Annotated in this window: 17 protein-coding genes; 10 read left to right on the forward strand and 7 right to left on the reverse strand. The window is 62.3% G+C overall.

Annotated elements, in window-relative coordinates:
• Positions 1–128 precede the first annotated feature (128 nt).
• The 4 genes from AB4O05_RS00685 to AB4O05_RS00700 all read left to right on the forward strand — a co-directional run bounded on the left by AB4O05_RS00685 (position 129) and on the right by AB4O05_RS00700 (position 3,677).
• Positions 129–1,424, forward strand: a complete 1,296-nt coding sequence (locus tag AB4O05_RS00685) for an NCS2 family permease (protein WP_460133825.1) — start codon at positions 129–131, stop codon at positions 1,422–1,424.
• Positions 1,421–2,500 (forward strand): tRNA (uridine(54)-C5)-methyltransferase TrmA, encoded by a 1,080-nt coding sequence (trmA, locus tag AB4O05_RS00690; protein ID WP_460133823.1) that lies wholly within the window; start codon positions 1,421–1,423, stop codon positions 2,498–2,500. The genes AB4O05_RS00685 and trmA overlap by 4 nt, the downstream gene beginning before the upstream one ends.
• Before the next feature lie 200 nt (positions 2,501–2,700).
• Positions 2,701–2,832, forward strand: a complete 132-nt coding sequence (locus AB4O05_RS00695) for a hypothetical protein (RefSeq protein ID WP_460133821.1) — start codon at positions 2,701–2,703, stop codon at positions 2,830–2,832.
• Complete coding sequence (locus AB4O05_RS00700) at positions 2,829–3,677, forward strand: shikimate dehydrogenase (protein ID WP_460133818.1); 849 nt, start codon at positions 2,829–2,831, stop codon at positions 3,675–3,677. Before AB4O05_RS00695 ends, AB4O05_RS00700 begins: the two co-directional genes overlap by 4 nt.
• A gap of 42 nt (positions 3,678–3,719) precedes the next feature.
• On the opposite strand, the gene AB4O05_RS00705 is transcribed toward AB4O05_RS00700, so the two are convergent.
• Together AB4O05_RS00705 and quiC are read right to left on the reverse strand one after the other, a co-directional pair.
• Complete coding sequence (locus tag AB4O05_RS00705) at positions 3,720–4,385, reverse strand: TetR/AcrR family transcriptional regulator (protein ID WP_460133817.1); 666 nt, start codon at positions 4,383–4,385, stop codon at positions 3,720–3,722.
• A gap of 77 nt (positions 4,386–4,462) precedes the next feature.
• Positions 4,463–6,364: a 3-dehydroshikimate dehydratase QuiC gene (gene quiC / locus AB4O05_RS00710; protein ID WP_460133815.1), complete on the reverse strand. Its 1,902-nt coding sequence runs from the start codon at positions 6,362–6,364 to the stop codon at positions 4,463–4,465.
• A 232-nt stretch (positions 6,365–6,596) separates the two neighbouring features.
• Between quiC and AB4O05_RS00715 the strand changes: the two genes are divergently transcribed.
• Positions 6,597–7,931 carry an MFS transporter gene (locus tag AB4O05_RS00715; RefSeq protein WP_460133814.1) on the forward strand — a complete coding sequence of 445 codons (1,335 nt, stop codon included), beginning with the start codon at positions 6,597–6,599 and terminating at the stop codon, positions 7,929–7,931.
• Here AB4O05_RS00715 and AB4O05_RS00720 read toward each other — a convergent pair.
• Complete coding sequence (locus AB4O05_RS00720) at positions 7,915–8,811, reverse strand: DMT family transporter (RefSeq protein WP_460133813.1); 897 nt, start codon at positions 8,809–8,811, stop codon at positions 7,915–7,917. The two genes, AB4O05_RS00715 and AB4O05_RS00720, sit on opposite strands and share 17 nt — an antisense overlap.
• Before the next feature lie 191 nt (positions 8,812–9,002).
• On the opposite strand from AB4O05_RS00720, the gene AB4O05_RS00725 reads away from it, so the two are divergent.
• From AB4O05_RS00725 to AB4O05_RS00735, 3 genes are read left to right on the forward strand one after another with little or no spacing between them, the layout of a single operon-like run.
• Positions 9,003–9,416 carry a membrane lipoprotein lipid attachment site-containing protein gene (locus tag AB4O05_RS00725; protein WP_460133812.1) on the forward strand — a complete coding sequence of 138 codons (414 nt, stop codon included), beginning with the start codon at positions 9,003–9,005 and terminating at the stop codon, positions 9,414–9,416.
• A 57-nt stretch (positions 9,417–9,473) separates the two neighbouring features.
• Positions 9,474–10,361, forward strand: coding sequence for a KPN_02809 family neutral zinc metallopeptidase (gene ypfJ, locus AB4O05_RS00730; protein WP_460164825.1), 888 nt, complete (start codon positions 9,474–9,476; stop codon positions 10,359–10,361).
• Positions 10,362–11,339, forward strand: coding sequence for an alpha/beta hydrolase (locus AB4O05_RS00735; protein ID WP_460133811.1), 978 nt, complete (start codon positions 10,362–10,364; stop codon positions 11,337–11,339).
• Positions 11,340–11,374: 35 nt separating this feature from the next.
• On the opposite strand, the gene AB4O05_RS00740 is transcribed toward AB4O05_RS00735, so the two are convergent.
• The 3 genes from AB4O05_RS00740 to AB4O05_RS00750 form a co-directional block, all read right to left on the reverse strand.
• Positions 11,375–11,962 (reverse strand): HAD family hydrolase, encoded by a 588-nt coding sequence (locus tag AB4O05_RS00740; RefSeq protein WP_460133809.1) that lies wholly within the window; start codon positions 11,960–11,962, stop codon positions 11,375–11,377.
• Positions 11,959–12,828, reverse strand: a complete 870-nt coding sequence (gene tesB, locus AB4O05_RS00745; protein WP_460133806.1) for an acyl-CoA thioesterase II — start codon at positions 12,826–12,828, stop codon at positions 11,959–11,961. The genes AB4O05_RS00740 and tesB overlap by 4 nt, the downstream gene beginning before the upstream one ends.
• 160 nt (positions 12,829–12,988) lie before the next feature.
• Positions 12,989–13,558, reverse strand: a complete 570-nt coding sequence (locus AB4O05_RS00750) for a GNAT family N-acetyltransferase (protein ID WP_460133805.1) — start codon at positions 13,556–13,558, stop codon at positions 12,989–12,991.
• Positions 13,559–13,633: 75 nt separating this feature from the next.
• Here AB4O05_RS00750 and AB4O05_RS00755 point away from each other — a divergent pair, with 75 nt between their 5' ends.
• Positions 13,634–14,554 carry a histone deacetylase family protein gene (locus AB4O05_RS00755; protein ID WP_460133804.1) on the forward strand — a complete coding sequence of 307 codons (921 nt, stop codon included), beginning with the start codon at positions 13,634–13,636 and terminating at the stop codon, positions 14,552–14,554.
• A gap of 171 nt (positions 14,555–14,725) precedes the next feature.
• On the forward strand, positions 14,726–15,970 hold the full coding sequence (locus AB4O05_RS00760; protein ID WP_460133802.1) for a TIGR03862 family flavoprotein: 1,245 nt from the start codon (positions 14,726–14,728) through the stop codon (positions 15,968–15,970).
• A gap of 55 nt (positions 15,971–16,025) precedes the next feature.
• On the opposite strand, the gene AB4O05_RS00765 is transcribed toward AB4O05_RS00760, so the two are convergent.
• Positions 16,026–17,360, reverse strand: coding sequence for a DEAD/DEAH box helicase (locus AB4O05_RS00765; RefSeq protein WP_460133801.1), 1,335 nt, complete (start codon positions 17,358–17,360; stop codon positions 16,026–16,028).
• Between the last annotated feature and the right edge of the window lie 47 nt (positions 17,361–17,407).

A 17,407-nucleotide genomic window follows, 5' to 3' on the forward strand; every position in this document is an offset into this window, starting at 1 on the left:
GCCTCGGCTGCTGGTATGATGCGCCGCTTTTTCCGATCCTCTCTGTAACCACAGGCGCTTGGCGCAGTTTGTGCTTTGACTTAGAGGTCAACAAATAACGACGCAACATAGCGTCACAGGGAGCAGGCATGCTGGAAAAGCTGTTTCAACTCAAGGCACACAACACCAACGTGCGCACCGAGATCCTCGCGGGCATCACGACATTTTTGGCCATGGCCTACATCCTGTTCGTGAACCCGAGCATTCTCGGCGAAACCGGCATGGACAAGGGCGCGGTATTCGTCGCCACCTGCCTGGCGGCCGCCATCGGTTCGACCGTGATGGGCCTGATCGCCAACTACCCGATCGCCCTGGCGCCGGGCATGGGCCTCAACGCCTTCTTTACCTACACCGTGGTCCTGCACATGGGCCACACCTGGCAAGTGGCGCTGGGTGCCGTCTTTATTTCGGCGGTGCTGTTCTTTCTGCTGTCGATCTTTCGCATCCGTGAATGGATCATCAACAGCATCCCCCTGCCCCTGCGCTCGGCGATTGCCGCCGGTATCGGCCTGTTCCTGGCGCTGATCGCCCTGCACAACGCCGGCATCGTGGTCAGCAACCCGGCCACCATGGTCGGCCTGGGTGACCTGAAACAACCGGCCCCGATCCTCGCCACCCTCGGTTTCGCGCTGATCGTGGCGCTGGAAGCCCTGGCGGTGCGCGGCGCGGTACTGATCGGCATCCTCGCGGTGACCATCGTGTCCATCGTCATGGGCTTCACCCCGTTCGGCGGCGTGACCTCGATGCCACCTTCGCTGGCCCCGACCTTCCTGCAGCTGGATATCAAAGGCGCGCTGGACATCGGCCTGGTCAGCGTGATCTTCGCCTTCCTGTTCGTTGACCTGTTCGACAACTCCGGCACCCTGATCGGCGTCGCCAAGCGCGCCGGCCTGATGGGCAAGGACGGCCACATGCCGAAAATGGGCCGCGCCCTGATCGCCGACAGTACCGCCGCCATGGCCGGTTCCCTGCTGGGGACCTCGACCACCACCAGCTACATCGAATCCGCCGCGGGCGTGAGCGCCGGTGGCCGTACCGGTTTGACCGCCATCGTGGTGGCGATCCTGTTCCTGCTCGCACTGTTCTTCTCGCCGCTGGCCTCCAGCGTGCCGGCCTTCGCCACCGCGCCGGCGCTGCTGTTCGTCGCCGTGCTGATGACCTCCGGCCTGGCCGAAATCGACTGGGACGACATTACTGTGGCAGCGCCGGTGGTGATCACCGCCCTGGCGATGCCGTTCACTTACTCCATCGCCAACGGCATCGCCTTCGGCTTCATCGCCTGGACCGCCATCAAGCTGCTTTCGGGCCGCTACCGTGAGCTGAACCCGGCGCTGGTGATCCTGTCGATTCTGTTTGTGATCAAGCTGGGCTGGTTCAACGCATGACTTTTGACGCCGCACGCTACACCGCTCAACTGCAAGACAAGGTCACGCGCCTGCGTGACCTGCTGGCACCGTTCGACGCACCCGAGCCCCAGGTCTTCGACTCGCCGCTGCAGCACTTTCGCCTGCGCGCGGAGTTCCGCCTGTGGCGCGAAGGCGGTGAGCGCCACTACGCAATGTTCTCCCAGGACGACAAGCGCACGCCGATCCTGATCGAAGCCTTCCCCATTGCCAGCCAGCGCATCAACCAGCTGATGCCCCAACTCAAGGCCGCCTGGCAAGCCAGTGCCGCCCTGAGCCACAAGCTGTTCCAGGTGGAGTTCCTGACCACCCTGGCCGGCGATGCGATGATCACCCTGTGCTATCACCGCCCGCTGGATGAGCATTGGCACACCGCCGCGAACAAGCTGGCCGCCGACCTGAACGTGAGCATCATCGGCCGCTCCAAGGGCAAGCGCGATGTGATCGGGCATGACTACGTGGTGGAAAAACTCGAGGTGGGCGGCCGCACCTTCAGCTATCGCCAACCCGAAGGCGCGTTCACCCAGCCCAACGGCACGGTGAACCAGAAAATGCTCAACTGGGCCTATGAAGCCTTGGGTGATCGCCCGGATGATCTGCTGGAGCTGTACTGCGGCAACGGTAACTTCACCCTGCCGCTGGCGACCCGCGTGCGCAACGTGCTGGCCACCGAGATCAGCAAGACCTCGGTGAATGCGGCCTTGAGCAACCTCGATGAAAACGCGGTGACCAACGTCACCCTGGTGCGCCTCTCCGCCGAAGAACTCACCGAGGCACTCAACGAAGTGCGCCCGTTCCGCCGCCTGCACGGCATCGACCTGAAAAGCTACGAATTCGGCAGCGTGTTCGTCGACCCGCCCCGCGCCGGCATGGACCCGGACACCTGCGAACTGACCCGACGCTTCGACAACATCCTGTACATCTCCTGCAACCCGGAGACGTTGGCAGCGAATATCGCGCAACTGCATGACACCCACCGGATTACCCGGTGCGCGATGTTTGACCAGTTTCCGTGGACGCATCATATGGAATCGGGTGTGTTGCTGACCCGCCGATAAGTCCAGGCACACCGCAGCTCCCACATGGGTTCTACCTGTACCCGTTGGATCAAGGGTTTCCAGGAGTTCCTCGGGCGGAGCTGCTCGTGTGACTGAATAAAAGTTCGATAATCGAACAGATCCGTCGCGTTCAATTGACCAAACTAACCAACCAGTACATTTTATCCCCACAATCAGTAAACATTGTGGAGACACGCCTTATGGCGCCCAACAACGCCCCCCGCCTCAACCTGCTCGGCACCCGCGAGCCTACGACCGGCGGCCACCAAAGCCATGGCTACCCCCTGGCCCTGGAACATTTCAGCCAGTGGCTCAAGGGTTGCGCTCTATGAAACCGCGCATTCTCGCCGGCCTGATCGGCGCCGGTATCCAGGCCTCCCGTACCCCTGCCCTGCACGAACAGGAGGGCGACGCCCAAGGCTTGCGCTACCTGTACCGCCTGATCGACCTTGAGCCGCTGCGCCTGGACATCAACGCCCTGCCCGATCTGCTGCGCGCCGCCGAGCAGATGAACTTCACCGGTTTGAACATTACCTACCCGTGCAAACAGGCAATCCTGCCTCTGCTCGATGAATTGTCCGACGAAGCACGGGGTATTGGTGCGGTGAATACGGTGCTGTTCAAGGATGGCAAGCGCATCGGTCACAACACCGATTGCCTGGGATTCGCCGAAGGCTTTCGGCGCAACTTGAATGATGCGCCGCGCCAGCGCGTGGTGCAGATGGGCGCCGGCGGCGCGGGCGCGGCAGTGGCCCACGCACTGCTGGCCGAGGGTGTGCAACAGCTGAGTATTTTCGATGTGGACATGGCCCGAGCCCAGGACCTTGTGGATAACCTCGCCCAGCGTTTCGGCGGCGGTCGTGCTCAAGTGGGTCACGCCCTTGAGCACGCCATGGCCGAAGCCGATGGCCTGGTCAACACCACACCGATGGGCATGGCCAAGCTACCCGGCATGCCGGTACCGGCGGCGCTGCTGCGAGAGCAATTATGGGTGGCAGAGATCGTGTATTTCCCGTTGCAAACCGAACTGCTGCGCACCGCCCGTGCCCTGGGTTGCCGCACCCTGGATGGCGGCAACATGGCAGTGTTCCAGGCGGCGAAGGCGTTTGAGTTGTTCAGTGGCGAGGTGGCGGATGCGCAAAGAATGTTGACGCACTTCCACAGCATGAATGCCTAAGCGTGCAAACCTTGCATTCCGGCAGTGATGAGTGACCTGTACTCAAGCCTGCAAGTACCGCAACACCGACTCACAGATCATCTCGCGATGCCGCTGTTTAACCACCTCATCCGACAGGTCGATCTGAAAGATCTCACTGAACGTATGGCGGTTGGACACGCGGTAAAAGCTGAACGAGTTGATCAGCAGGTGCACGTCCAACGGCTCCAGGCCTTGACGGAACAGCCCCATCTCGGCGCCTCGGCGTAAGGTTACGCCCAGCCCTTCGAGGATCTTGCTGTTCATCGCCTTGATCGTGTCGGTGCGTTTGACGTACTCGGCGTTGTGGATATTTTCGATACTGACGATCCGCACGAAATCCACATTCTGATCGTGGTGATCAAAGGTGAACTCCACTAACCGACGGATCGCTTCACGCGGTTCCAGGGCGGTGAGGTTCATGCGCGTTTCAGTGTTGCGAATATCGCCGTAGAGCTTCTCCAGCACCTCGAGGTACAACTGCTCCTTGCTGCCGAAGTAGTAATAGATCATGCGCTTGGAGGTATGGATACGCTCGGCGATGGCATCCACGCGCGCGCCGGAAAGGCCCTGCTGGACAAACTCGACAATGGCTTCCTGCAGAATGTTTTCGCGGGTCTTTTCCGGGTTGTTCTTGCGACTCTTGCGCGGTGCGCCTGACACCGCGGGGAGTTCGGGACTCGAAGTCATGGTGCGCTCACAGCCAGTGTTATGCAGGCGCTGATTATGGGCTGCGGGGCTCGCCGAAGGAAGCACCGCGCCAGCCCTTATAAGCGTGCCTGGCGCACCGCGCCGCTACGGGACTTGGCCATCGCCGCCAGACGCACCGCCACGTTGGCCGCGCCGTAGCCGGCATAGCCGTTCCTGCGCTGGATGATCTCGAAGAAAAACCGCCCTTCGAAAGGCTCGGTGTACACATGAAACAACTCACCGCCCTGCGCATCGCGGTCGTACAGCACGTTGTAGTACGCCAGCTCACTGAGGAACTCATCGTCAAAATCGAAGCGCGCCGCCAGGTCATCGTAATAGTTGAGCGGGATGTCCAGCAGCGGTACGCCGGCCTCCTTGGCCCGGCTGACTTCGGCGAAAATATCCGCGCAGTCGAAGGCAATATGGTGCACACCCGAGCCGCGATAGCTCGACAACGCGTGGGAAATCGCCGTGTTGCGGTTCTCGGAGATGTTCAGCGGCAGGCGAATCGAGCTGCAACGGCTGCGCAATGCCCGGCTTTTGACCAGCCCATAAGGGTCCGGCAGCACAACTTCGTCATCCGCTTCGAAATCCAGCAAGCTCTTGTAGAACAGCACCCAACTGTCGAGGCTGTCGGCCGGCAGGGCCATGGCCATGTGGTCGATACGCAGCAGGCCACCACGGGAGGCGCTCGCCGGTTGCAAGTTGAAATCGGTGTCGTACAGCGCGCCCTCGCTCGGGTCCACCAGGTAAATCAGGCTGCCGTCCGGCGCGCGCACCGCTGCCAGTTCCAGCTCGTTGGGCCCGACCAGGCCGCGATAAGGCTGGCCCTTGTAGGCCACCGCCCGCTCCAGCGCCTTGGCGCTGTCCTTGACCCGAATCGCCGTGGCGCACAACGACGGGCCATGGGCCTCGAAAAAGTTATGGGCGAAGGAATAGGGTTCACAATTGAGGATCAGGTTGATATCACCCTGGCGCAGCAGGCTCACGCTTTTGGAACGGTGCTGCCCGGCCTTGACGAAGCCCAGGCGCTCCAGCCAGTGAGTCAGCTTGGCGCCGAGGTTTTCATCCACGGCAAACTCAAGGAACTCGATACCGTCGTACTCGCTGGCCGTCGGGGTCTCGAAGAGGGTATCGAGCGGCGCGGCAGGCTGCTCCTGGGCCAGGCGCCGGCGGGTTTTCTCTTCCAGGTACAGCAACGACCGCAGGCCATCGGCGGCATTGGCCCGGGTTGGCGCGGCGCGGAAACCGTCATTGAAGATTTCCAGGGACAACGGCCCGGTGTAGCCGCTCTTGATGATGGGCGCCAGAAAGCCCGCCAGGTCAAATTCACCCTGGCCGGGAAAACAGCGGAAATGCCGGCTCCACTCCAGCACATCCATGGCCAGGATTGGCGCGTCGGCCATCTGCACGAAGAAAATCTTGTCGCCGGGGATCTCGGCAATGGCACTCGGGTCGCCCTTGAGCGACAAGGTGTGGAAGCTGTCGAGCAATACGCCCAGGCTCGGGTGATCGACCTGGCGCACCAGGTTCCACACGTGCTGCCAGGTGTTCACATGCTTGCCCCAGGCCAGCGCTTCATAGCCAATACGCAGGCCACGGCGGCCGGCTCGTTCGGCCAGCAGGCTGAGGTCATCGAGCAGAATACGTTCATCACCGACGCAATCGGCCGAAGCGTTGCTGCACACCAGCACCAGGTCGGTGCCCAGTTCCTGCATCAGGTCGAACTTGCGCTCGGCACGCTCCAGGTTGCGCGCCAGGCGGTCGCGGCGGCAGCCCTCAAAGTCACGAAACGGCTGGAACAGGGTGATGGCAATGCCGAGGTCGGCACACAGTTGCCGGACTTCGCGGGGGCTACCGTCGTAATACAGCAGATCGTTTTCGAAGATTTCAACACCATCGAACCCGGCAGCCGCGATGGCTTCGAGTTTTTCCGGTAGGGTTCCGCTCAAGGAAACGGTAGCGATAGAGCGTTGCATGGGGCGACTCCCGGCATTTGAGGCTCGTCTTGTTTACCGCAAATTATTCGCCGCTAAATTATTCACAGCAATTGAAATGTACGAACCAGTTAGTTTTTAGTGCGATTATCGAACACAATGGCGGTTGGCGAATTGACGATTTTTTAGCCACTGCGCACCATCGATCTCGCAGCCGCAGCAAAAAAAGACCCAGAACACACCATAAAAATTTCAAAAAAACGGGTACATCCACATGCCTTCGCAAAACTCCGCCCTGGCCTCGCGCCCTGGCACCCCGCACGCCGGCATCGGCGACAAGATCCGCGGCGCCATGGCCGTGGGTAAAACTCGCTGGGGCATGTTGGCCCTGGTGTTTTTCGCCACCACCCTCAACTACATCGACCGCGCCGCACTGGGCGTGATGCAACCGATCCTGGCCAAGGAAATGAGTTGGACGGCGATGGACTACGCCAACATTAACTTCTGGTTCCAAGTGGGCTATGCGATCGGCTTTGTGCTGCAAGGTCGCTTGATCGACCGCGTCGGCGTGAAACGTGTGTTCTTCTGCGCGGTACTGCTGTGGAGCCTGGCCACTGGCGCCCACGGCCTGGCCACCTCGGCGGTTGGCTTTATGGTCTGCCGCTTTATCCTCGGCCTGACCGAAGCCGCCAACTACCCGGCCTGCGTCAAGACCACACGCCTGTGGTTCCCCGCCGGTGAACGCGCGGTGGCCACCGGTATCTTCAACGCCGGCACCAATGTCGGCGCAATGATGACGCCGATGCTGCTGCCGTTGATCCTGCATGTGTGGGGCTGGCAGGCAGCGTTCCTGTGCATGGCGTCGCTGGGCGCGATCTGGCTGGTGTTCTGGGGGCTTAAGTACTACAACCCGGAAAACCATCCGAGCGTCAAACAATCCGAACTGGACTACGTGCAACGGCAAGTCGAACCGGAACAACCCGGCGTACCGTTCAGCCGCATCCTGCGCATGCGCGGCACCTGGGCGTTTGCCATCGCCTACGCGCTGACCGCGCCGGTGTTCTGGTTCTACCTGTATTGGCTGCCGCCGTTCCTGAACCAGCAATACAACCTGGGCATCAACGTGACCCAGATGGGCATCCCGCTGATCATCATCTACCTGACAGCCGACTTCGGCAGCGTGGGTGGAGGCATCCTGTCGTCGTTCCTGATCGGCCGCGGGATGAACCCGATCAAGGCGCGGCTGCTGTCGATGCTGCTGTTTGCCTGCTGCATCGTCGGCGTGATCATGGCGGCCGGTTCCAGCCAGCTGTGGGTCGCCGTGTTCGCCATTTCCCTGGCCATCGGCGCACACCAGGCCTGGACGGCCAATATCTGGAGCCTGGTGATGGACTACACGCCCAAGCACATGATGAGCACGGTGTTCGGTTTCGGTGGAATGTGCGCGGCGGTCGGCGGCATGTTCATGACCCAGATCGTCGGCCACATTCTCACGGTGACCCACAATAACTACACCGTGTTGTTCACCCTGATCCCGGCGATGTATTTCATTGCGCTGACCTGGATGTACTTCATGGCACCGCGCAAGATTCCTACGGTAGACGTGTAACCGAGCGACGCCGCTGCTGCCAGGCAGCGGCCAACCCGCTCATGCAGATCACCACGATGCCGACCAGCGTGGTCAGGTCGGGGGTATGGCTGAACACCAGCCAGCCCAACAACCCCGCAAACACGATCTGGCAATAGCCGAACGGCGCCAGCAAGGCCGGCGCCGCAAAGCGGAACGCCTGGGTCAGCATCAAGTGCGCGGTCATCCCGCAGGTGCCCAGCGCCAGCATCATCACCCCATGCCACAGCGTCGGAACGTGCCAGAAGAACGGCACCAGCGCGCTCATCACCAAGGTATTGCACAGGCCGGCAAAGAAGTTGCTGGTGGTGGGGCTGTCGTACTGGCTGAGGATGCGCGTGAGCAATTGGTAAAAGCAGAAGAACATCGCCGAGCACAAGGGCAGCAGCACCGCCGGGGTGAACAGCTCGCCGCCGGGGTGGATGATCACCAGCACGCCGATAAACCCGCAGATCACCGCCAGCCATTGGCCGCGTGTCACGTGTTCCCCCAGCAGCGGCACCGACAACGCCGTCACCAGGATCGGCGCAAGAAAGTTTACCGCCGTGGCTTCCGCCAGCGGGATGTAGTGCAAGGCCGTGGTGAAAAACAGGCTGGTACCCAACAGGCACAAGGCCCGCACCGCCTGCATCCCCGGCCGCTTGCTGCGCAGCACATGCAGACCCGATTGCGGCAGGAAGATCCCGGCCATCAGCAAGGTGTGCACCAGGTACCGCACCCACACCACCATCACGATCGGATAGAACCCGGCCAGGTATTTGGACAAGGCGTCGTGGCTGGAGAACAGGAAGGTGGCCAGTACGATCAGCAGGATGCCTTTGAACGGATGGTTGACGCCGGAAAGCGGGGTACTGACAGTCATGGAATTCTCTTGCGTGGCGGGCGGAACCCTGCGCGGTGGCACTCAACCCGGTAATCTGACAGCCCAGGCCTGCGTCTGCCCCAAGAGCATAACCAAACACCGGGCGGACAGCGCACTAAATCACCGCAATCGAGTCCAACGCTGCACATTCGCCTCGGCGTTGCACACTTTTTAATCAAGGCTTTGCCGCTATGAAAAAAATCTTCTTCGTTCTTTCTGCCCTCGCCCTGCTCACCGCCTGTAACCAGGAGACCAAGGAGGCGCCAAAACCTAAGCCGGCCTCCGTGCAGGCCACCCTGGTGCCAGAAACCCCGCCCACCGATACATGGATTGGCAAATGGGTTGGCGTAGAGGGCCTGCACCTGACCATCGCCAAGGATAACGTGGTCGGCCGTGGCCACTACATCCTCACCATGCAATACGGCCTTGACGCCGAAGACTCGGGCACCTTCAAGGGCGCAGCCTTTGAAGACGGCATCGCCTTCACCCGCCCGGACGGCCCGCAAGTGCTGCGTGCCGGCGACGGTAAAGCCACCGGCCTGAAGTGGCTGGCGGATAAAAAAGACTGCCTGGTCGTAGCCACCGGCGAAGGGTATTGCCGCTGATACCGGCCATACTCAACTCACATCTATGCAGGACCGTTCATCGAGAGGATTGCCCCCATGCTATGGAAAAAAGGCCGACGCAGCGACAACGTGGTGGACGCGCGCGATGACAGTGGCGGCGGCGGTGGCGGCATGCGCTTTGGTGGCGGCAAAGGCCTGAGCCTTACGGCGATTGTGCTGATCGTCGGCATCGGCTGGCTCACCGGCCAGGACCCGATGCAGATCCTCGGCCAGTTGACCGGCCAGATGGAGCAGGCGCCTTCAGTCAGCACGCAGTCGCACCAGGCGCCGCCGGCCAACGATGAGCAAGCCGATTTTGTCCGTGCGGTACTGGGCGATACCGAAGACACCTGGGCCCAGGTATTCCAGGAAAACGGCCTGGCGTACCAGAACCCGAAACTGATTCTGTTCCGTGGCCGGGTCAATTCCGCCTGCGGTGGCGCCACCTCGGCCAGCGGCCCGTTCTACTGCCCGGCGGATCAGCAGGTGTACCTGGACCTGGATTTCTTCCGGGAAATGTCCCAACGCTTCCAGGCCGCCGGCGACTTCGCCCAGGCCTATGTGATCGCCCACGAAGTCGGGCACCACGTGCAGACGCTGCTGGGCATCTCGTCGAAGCTCCAGGCCGCGCGCCAACAGGGCCGGCCAATGCAAGGCGATGGCGGCCTGCTGGTGCGCCAGGAACTGCAGGCCGACTGCTTTGCCGGCGTGTGGGCCAACCGCGCGCAAAAGCGCCTGAACTGGCTGGAACCCGGCGATATTGAAGAAGCGCTGAACGCGGCCAACGCCATTGGCGATGACCGTTTGCAGCAGCAGGGCCAAGGCCGTGTGGTGCCGGACTCGTTTACCCACGGCACCTCCGCACAGCGGGTGCGCTGGTTCAAGACCGGCTTTGCCCAGGGCCAGATCACTCAATGCGACACCTTCTCCGCCAAGAGCCTGTAGATGAATAAACCGTCGGGATTACTGCTGGGCCTGTTGTTCGTCGCATTGCCCACGTGGGCCACCGAGCATGGCGTCAAGGTGGTCAGCCCTGCTCGTTTTCAGTTGGAGGCCGGCGAGCTCAGCCTGGGCATGAGCCAGGACTGGCGCCAGCCGTTGCCGGGCATCACCCGCGCGCTGGTCATCGTGCATGGTCGCCTGCGCAATGCGCAGACCTACCTGCAAAGTGGTATCGACGCCGCAGAGCACGCCGGCGTTGGCACCAGCACGCTGGTGATCGCACCGCAGTTTTTGAATGCATCTGACGTAAAGCGCAATCACCTGGACGACCAGGTCCTGCGCTGGAAAGGCAACGACTGGATGGCCGGCGCGCCGTCCACGGGGCCTGGCCAGGTCAGCTCCTACGGCGCCCTCGACCAGATCATCCAGCACCTGGGCAACCGCACACTGTTCCCGGCGCTGAAAGAGATCGTCGTCGCCGGCCATTCCGGCGGCGGCCAAGTGGTGCAGCGTTTCGCCCTCACCGGCCACGACCACCCCACCCTACGCACCGAAGGTATCCGCCTGCGTTACGTAGTGGCCAACCCGTCGTCCTACGCCTATTTCAGCCCGCAGCGCCCGGTGAAATTCGATGTAGCCAGTTGCCCCGGCTTCAACGACTGGAAGTACGGCATGCAACACCTGCCGGCCTACGCCGAAGGTAAAGACGCCGAGCAACTGGAGCAGGCCTACGTGTCACGCGACATCACCTACCTGCTGGGCCAGCAGGACACCGACCCGAACCACCCCGCGCTGGATAAAAGCTGCGCGGCCGAGGCCCAGGGCGCGTATCGCCTGATTCGCGGGCACAACTATTTTGACTACCTCAGGCAGCGCCATCCGCAGCTGCGCCAGACAGTGGTGCAAGTACCGGGGGTGGGGCATAACGGGGATGGGATGTTTACGTCGCCAGAGGGGCAAAAAGTACTGTTCGCGCAGTAACCACTCACACCCACCGTTGACCAGCAGTGTCTGCGCTAGATCATCCGGCGCAGCGCCACGCAATCCTTGGCATGCCAATCCGCCAAGTCCGGCCAGGGGTTCTCCGGCAAGTTAACCAGCACCGTCCGGGCCCCCGCCGCCCGGCCGCAATCGAGGTCAAAGCGGTAATCGCCGACCATCACCATCTCGCTCGGCGCGACCTCCCAAGCCGCCGCCAGCTTCAACAGCCCACCCGGATCCGGCTTGGGCGGCGCATCATCACGCCCCAATACATCCTCGACGGCAAAGCAGTCCGCCAGGCCAATCGCCTCCAGCGTGACATGCGCCAGCTCCCGCGCATTGCGGGTCAGGATGCCCAGGCGATAACCACGCGCGGCCAACTCGCGCACCAGTTCCACCGCCCCCTCGGCCGCCACAGAACCCAGCGCCAATTCGCGCTCATGTTCGAGCAGCCAGGCATGCTTGGCCGCCGCCACCTCGGCGGGCAAGGCCGCGAGGTGAGTGAGGATGTCGTCCTCGGGCGCAATCTCGAGCGCCACGCGAATGGCCGCAAAGTCATGCACGGCCACCGTGAGGGTGCCGTCCATGTCGAACACCCAGTGTTTCACCTCGCTCAGGCTCATGCCCAATCCTTGCGATGGCGAATCAAACCTTCCTGGGTCACCGAGGCCACCAGTTGCCCGGCGCGGTTGAACACGCTGCCGCGCGAGAAACCCCGCGAGTTGCCGGCCCACGGGCTGTCCATCGCGTACAGCAACCAGTCATCGGCACGCAGGTCTGCGTGGAACCACAACGCGTGGTCGAGGCTGGCGACCTGCATGTCTTTCTGCCACACGGTCTTGCCATGGGGCAGCAGCGAGGTGGTCAGCAGGCCGAAGTCCGAGGCGTAGGCCAGCAGGTATTTATGCAGTGCCGGCGTATCGGCCAGAGCGCCGTCGGCACGAAACCACACGTACTTGACCGGGTCGGACGGCTGCGGGTTGAACGGGTCTTTTTCGGTGACCGGGCGCACTTGGATGGGCTTGGGGCACAGCAGCTTGTCGCGCATGTGCTCGGGGATCAGGTGCGCGCGCTGTTGAGTCAGTTCCAGCTCCGACGGCAGGTTTTCCGGGCCGACCACCACGGGCATGGTGGCCTGGTGCTCGAAGCCTTCTTCGTCATACTGGAACGAGGCGCTGCAGGTGAAGATCGGGTGGCCCTTCTGGATCGCCGTGACGCGGCGCGTGCTGAAACTGCCGCCATCGCGCACGCGGTCCACCGAGTACACCACCGGCAATGCCGCATCGCCGGGGCGCAGGAAATAACCGTGCAGCGAATGCACGTGCCGCGCTTCTTCGACGGTCTGGCTGGCGGCCGACAGCGACTGGCCGAGCACTTGGCCGCCGAACAGTTGGCGAAAACCCAGGTCCTGGCTGCGGCCGCGAAAGAGGTTCTCCTCGATCGGTTCCAGGGTCAGCAAGTCCACCAGATCTTCCAATACTTGGCTCATTCAAACTCTCCTCAGAGCAAAACGGTAGCTATCTGTAGGAGCGAGCTTGCTCGCGAAGGTCGCGAACGATAACGCAACGCTTCTGGTGTATCGCGGCGCTTTTGCGTTCTTCACGAGCACGCTCGCTCCTACAAGGGGTCTATTGAGCATGACCGCCTGCTTATCCATGCAGCGTGTCCAACCATTGGGCGCGGGTGATGCGGTACAAAACATGATGGCGCAGCGCGTTATCGGCAGCGACCTTGGGGTGTTCAAAATCTGCCAGCGGATCGTAATGCATCCCGATGGCCTGCATGACTTTTTGTGAGGGCAGATTGGTTTGCGTGGTGAACGCGACGATTTCATCCAGCTGCAAGCGGTCGAAACCACAGCGCAGCGCGGTCCAGGCCGCTTCGCTGGCATAGCCCAGGCCCCAGTGTTCGCGGGCCAGACGCCAGCCGATCTCCACCGCCGGGGTAAAGCCGGTTTCAAAGCTGACATTCTGCAGCCCGGTGAGGCCGATGAATTCGCCGGTGTCCTTGCGTTGCAAGGCCCAAAAGCCGAAACCATATTCGGCGAAGTGCCCGCGAATCCGGCCAATCAAGGCAGCGCTCTCCAGGTGGCTCAACCTGGCCGGAAAATAGCGCATCACCTGCGGGTCGACGCACATGCGCGCAAACGCCAGCAGGTCGGCATCGCGCCATTGGCGCAGCACCAGGCGTGCACTTTCCAATTGCAGTATCGGCTCCATGGGGCCCCTCCCTTGCCATGTGCGTGAGTGTACAGCGCTGTTAAGATCCTTCGCAGGTTCCCGTCAGAAAATCCCATGCCTTTGCCATTGATCTACCACGAAGACTACAGCCCCGAATTCCCGGCGGACCATCGGTTCCCCATGGACAAGTTCCGCCTGTTGCGCGACCACCTGGTGGACAGCGGCCTGACCGAGGACAGCCAATTGCTGCGCCCGTCGCTGTGCCCTGCCGACATTCTGGCCCTGGCTCATGAACCTGGGTATATCGAACGCTATATGAGCGGCGCGTTGTCCCGCGAAGACCAACGGCGCCTGGGCCTGCCCTGGAGCGAAGACCTGGCCCGGCGCACCGTGCGCGCGGTCGGCGGCTCGATCCTGGCCGCGGAGCAAGCGTTGGAACACGGCCTGGCCTGCCACCTGGCAGGCGGCACCCACCATGCCCACTACGATTACCCGGCGGGCTTTTGCATCTTCAACGACCTGGCAGTGATCAGCCATTACCTGCTGGCCAGCGGCCGGGTCAATCGCGTGTTGATCTTTGACTGCGACGTGCACCAGGGCGACGGCACCGCGCGCATCCTCAACGACACGCCGGAGGCGATCACCGTGTCGCTGCACTGCGAAAAGAACTTCCCGGCGCGCAAGGCCCACAGCGACTGGGACATCCCGCTGCCCATGGGCATGGGCGATGCCGATTACCTCAAGGTGGTGGACGACGCCCTCAACTACCTGCTGCCGCTGTACCAACCCGACCTGGTGCTGTACGACGCCGGGGTCGACGTGCATAAAGACGACGCCCTCGGTTACCTCAAGCTGACAGACGAAGGCCTGGCCGCCCGCGATGAAAGCGTGATGCGCCATTGCCTGGGCCGCGACATTCCAGTGATGGGCGTGATCGGCGGCGGCTACAGCAAGGACCGCCTGGCCCTGGCCCGTCGCCACGGCATCCTGCACCACAGTGCGCAAAAGGTGTGGACGTCATCAGGGTGTCATTGAGTTGTGAGCGTTACCCACAATGGCTGTGGAACGGCCTGTGGATAAGTTGAGCGTAAGCGTCTGAGAGCAAGCCACTGCAAGGCCTGTAGGAAAGTGTACGTTTTTTGATCAGGCAGCCGACGCGCCGTCCGGTAGAATGCTCGGCTTATTCACAGCCCCTGTAGCCCTGCCATGCCTCACACCGCACCTCATCACGTCACCATTATCGGCGGCGGCCCAGCCGGGCTGATGGCCGCCGAAGTCTTGAGCCAGGCCGGGGTGCGCGTGGACCTGTACGACGGCATGCCATCGGTGGGGCGCAAGTTTCTGCTGGCCGGCGTGGGCGGTATGAACATCACCCACTCCGAGGCGTACCCGGCCTTTCTCTCACGCTACGCCGAGCGCGCGCCACAAATGGCGCCGTTGCTGCGTGGGTTTGGTGCCCAGGCGTTGTGTGAATGGATCCATGGTTTGGGCATCCAGACCTTTGTCGGCACCTCCGGCCGCGTGTTTCCTACCGATATGAAAGCCGCACCGCTGCTACGCGCCTGGCTCAAGCGCCTGCGTGATCAGGGCGTGGTTATCCACACCCGGCATCGGTGGACCGGCTGGAATGCCGAGGGCGGCTTACTTATCCACAGCCCGGACAGTGAGAAAGTTGTCCACAGCGACGCCGTGCTGCTCGCCCTGGGCGGTGGCAGTTGGTCGCGCCTGGGTTCCGACGGTGCCTGGCTCAAACTGCTGGAAGACCGAGGCGTGCCTTACGTTCGCTTGCAACCGAGCAACTGCGGCTTCGAGGTGTCGGCCTGGAGTGAATTGATGGTCAGTAAATTCGCCGGCGCGCCGTTGAAAAATGTCGCCATTGGGCTGGCGGACGATAAACCACGGCTCGGCGAATGCGTGGTCACCGCCACCGGTATCGAAGGCAGCCTGATCTATGCACTGTCGGCGCCGATTCGTGAGGCAATCAACCGCGACGGCTCGGCCACCGTGCATATCGACCTGCTGCCAGGCAAACCGCTGGACAAGGTCCAGGCCGCCTTGGCCAAGCCACGTGGCTCGCGCTCGATGAGCAAGCACCTGCACAGTCAGCTGGGGTTGGATGGGGTCAAAGCCGCGTTGTTACGCGAACTGACGCCGGCTGAGCACTTCCATGATCCGGCGCAGTTGGCCGTGGATATCAAGGCACTGCCATTAACGCTGGTGAAAACACGACCCATTGACGAAGCGATCAGCACCGCCGGCGGGGTGCCGTTTGAGGCGCTGGATGAGCGCTTGATGCTCAAGCAATTGCCAGGCGTGTTCTGTGCCGGAGAGATGCTCGATTGGGAGGCGCCGACCGGCGGGTATCTACTGACCGGATGTTTTGCCAGTGGGCGGGCGGCTGGGCGGGGGATGCTGGAGTGGCTTGGAAGCAGCCACAAGCGGCAAGCTTAAAGCGGCAAGTAAAAGCACCACGGTGCCCACTTGTAGCTTGCAGCTTGCAGCTGCCTCACTTCTTCTTACGCGGCCCAGTATTAAACACCGGCACCTTGCGCACCGGTTTGATCGATGGTTCAACCGGCGCCACATCGCCGCTCTCCACCCACTTGCCCAGGTTACGCTTGCCACCACCACCGGAGGTTTTAGGCTTCTTCGGTTTTTTCGGCTTCTTCACCACCTGCCCGCTGGCGTCGGTGTCCGGCACGCGGTGTTCCGGCTCGAAGTCCTGCTCCATTTTGCGGGTCAGGGTCTGGCGGGTGAGCATCTCGATGGCCGACAGCATGTTCACTTCATCGGCACACACCAGGGAAATCGCCTCACCGGTGTTGCCCGCCCGGCCGGTACGGCCGATGCGGTGGATGTAGTCTTCGGCGACGATCGGCAGGTCGAAGTTGACCACCAGCGGCAAGTCTTCGATATCCAGACCACGGGCGGCCACGTCGGTGGCCACCAGGATCTGCACATCGCTGGCCTTGAAGCGATCCAGCGCACGCTGGCGGGTGGCCTGGGGTTTGTCGCCATGGATGCCGTCGGCGTTGATGCCCAGGCCCTGCAACTTATCCACCAGCGCATCCACGCCGTTACGGGTCTTGGCGAACACCAGCACCTGCTTCCAGCGGCCTTTGCGCATCAGGTGCACAAACAGCTCCGCCTTGCGCTTCTTGTCCACCGGCACCACCCACTGCTTGACGGTATTGGCGGCGACGTTGCGCGGGCTGACTTCGATGCTCAGCGGGTCGTTGAGCATCTGCCCGGCGAGCAGGCGGATGTCATCGGAGAACGTTGCGGAGAACAGCAGGGTCTGGCGCTTTTTCGGCAGCATGCGGTAGATATTGGCAAGCTCTTCGGAGAAGCCCAGGTCGAGCATGCGGTCGGCTTCATCCAGCACCAGGGTTTGCAGTTGGTTGAGCTTCAGCGCGTTCTGGCGGAACAGGTCGATCAGGCGACCAGGCGTGGCGACGAGGATGTCGACGCCTTTGCGCAGCTTCATCATTTGCGGGTTGATGCTCACGCCGCCGTACACCGCGTAAGTGGTCAACGGCAGGTTCTGGGCATACTCAGCAACGCTGGCATGCACTTGCTCGGCCAGCTCGCGGGTCGGGCACAGGATCAGCGCGCGCGCCGAGTTGGCGGCGACCTTCGGCCCTTCCATCGTCAGCAGTTGCAGCAGTGGCAAGGCGAAGCCGGCGGTCTTGCCGGTGCCGGTCTGGGCCGCGGCCATCAGGTCACGACCGGCCAGCACCGCCGGAATGGCTTGCGCCTGCACCGGCGTCGGGGTCTGGTAGCCAAGCGTCTCAAGGGCGCGCAGCAAGGGTTCGATCAGGCCAAGGGTGGCGAAAGTCATGTGTTTACCGTAGGAAAAATTCAGCGCAAGTCGCAATTGCGCCGCAG

The organism is Pseudomonas sp. S1_G07 (assembly GCF_054668565.1).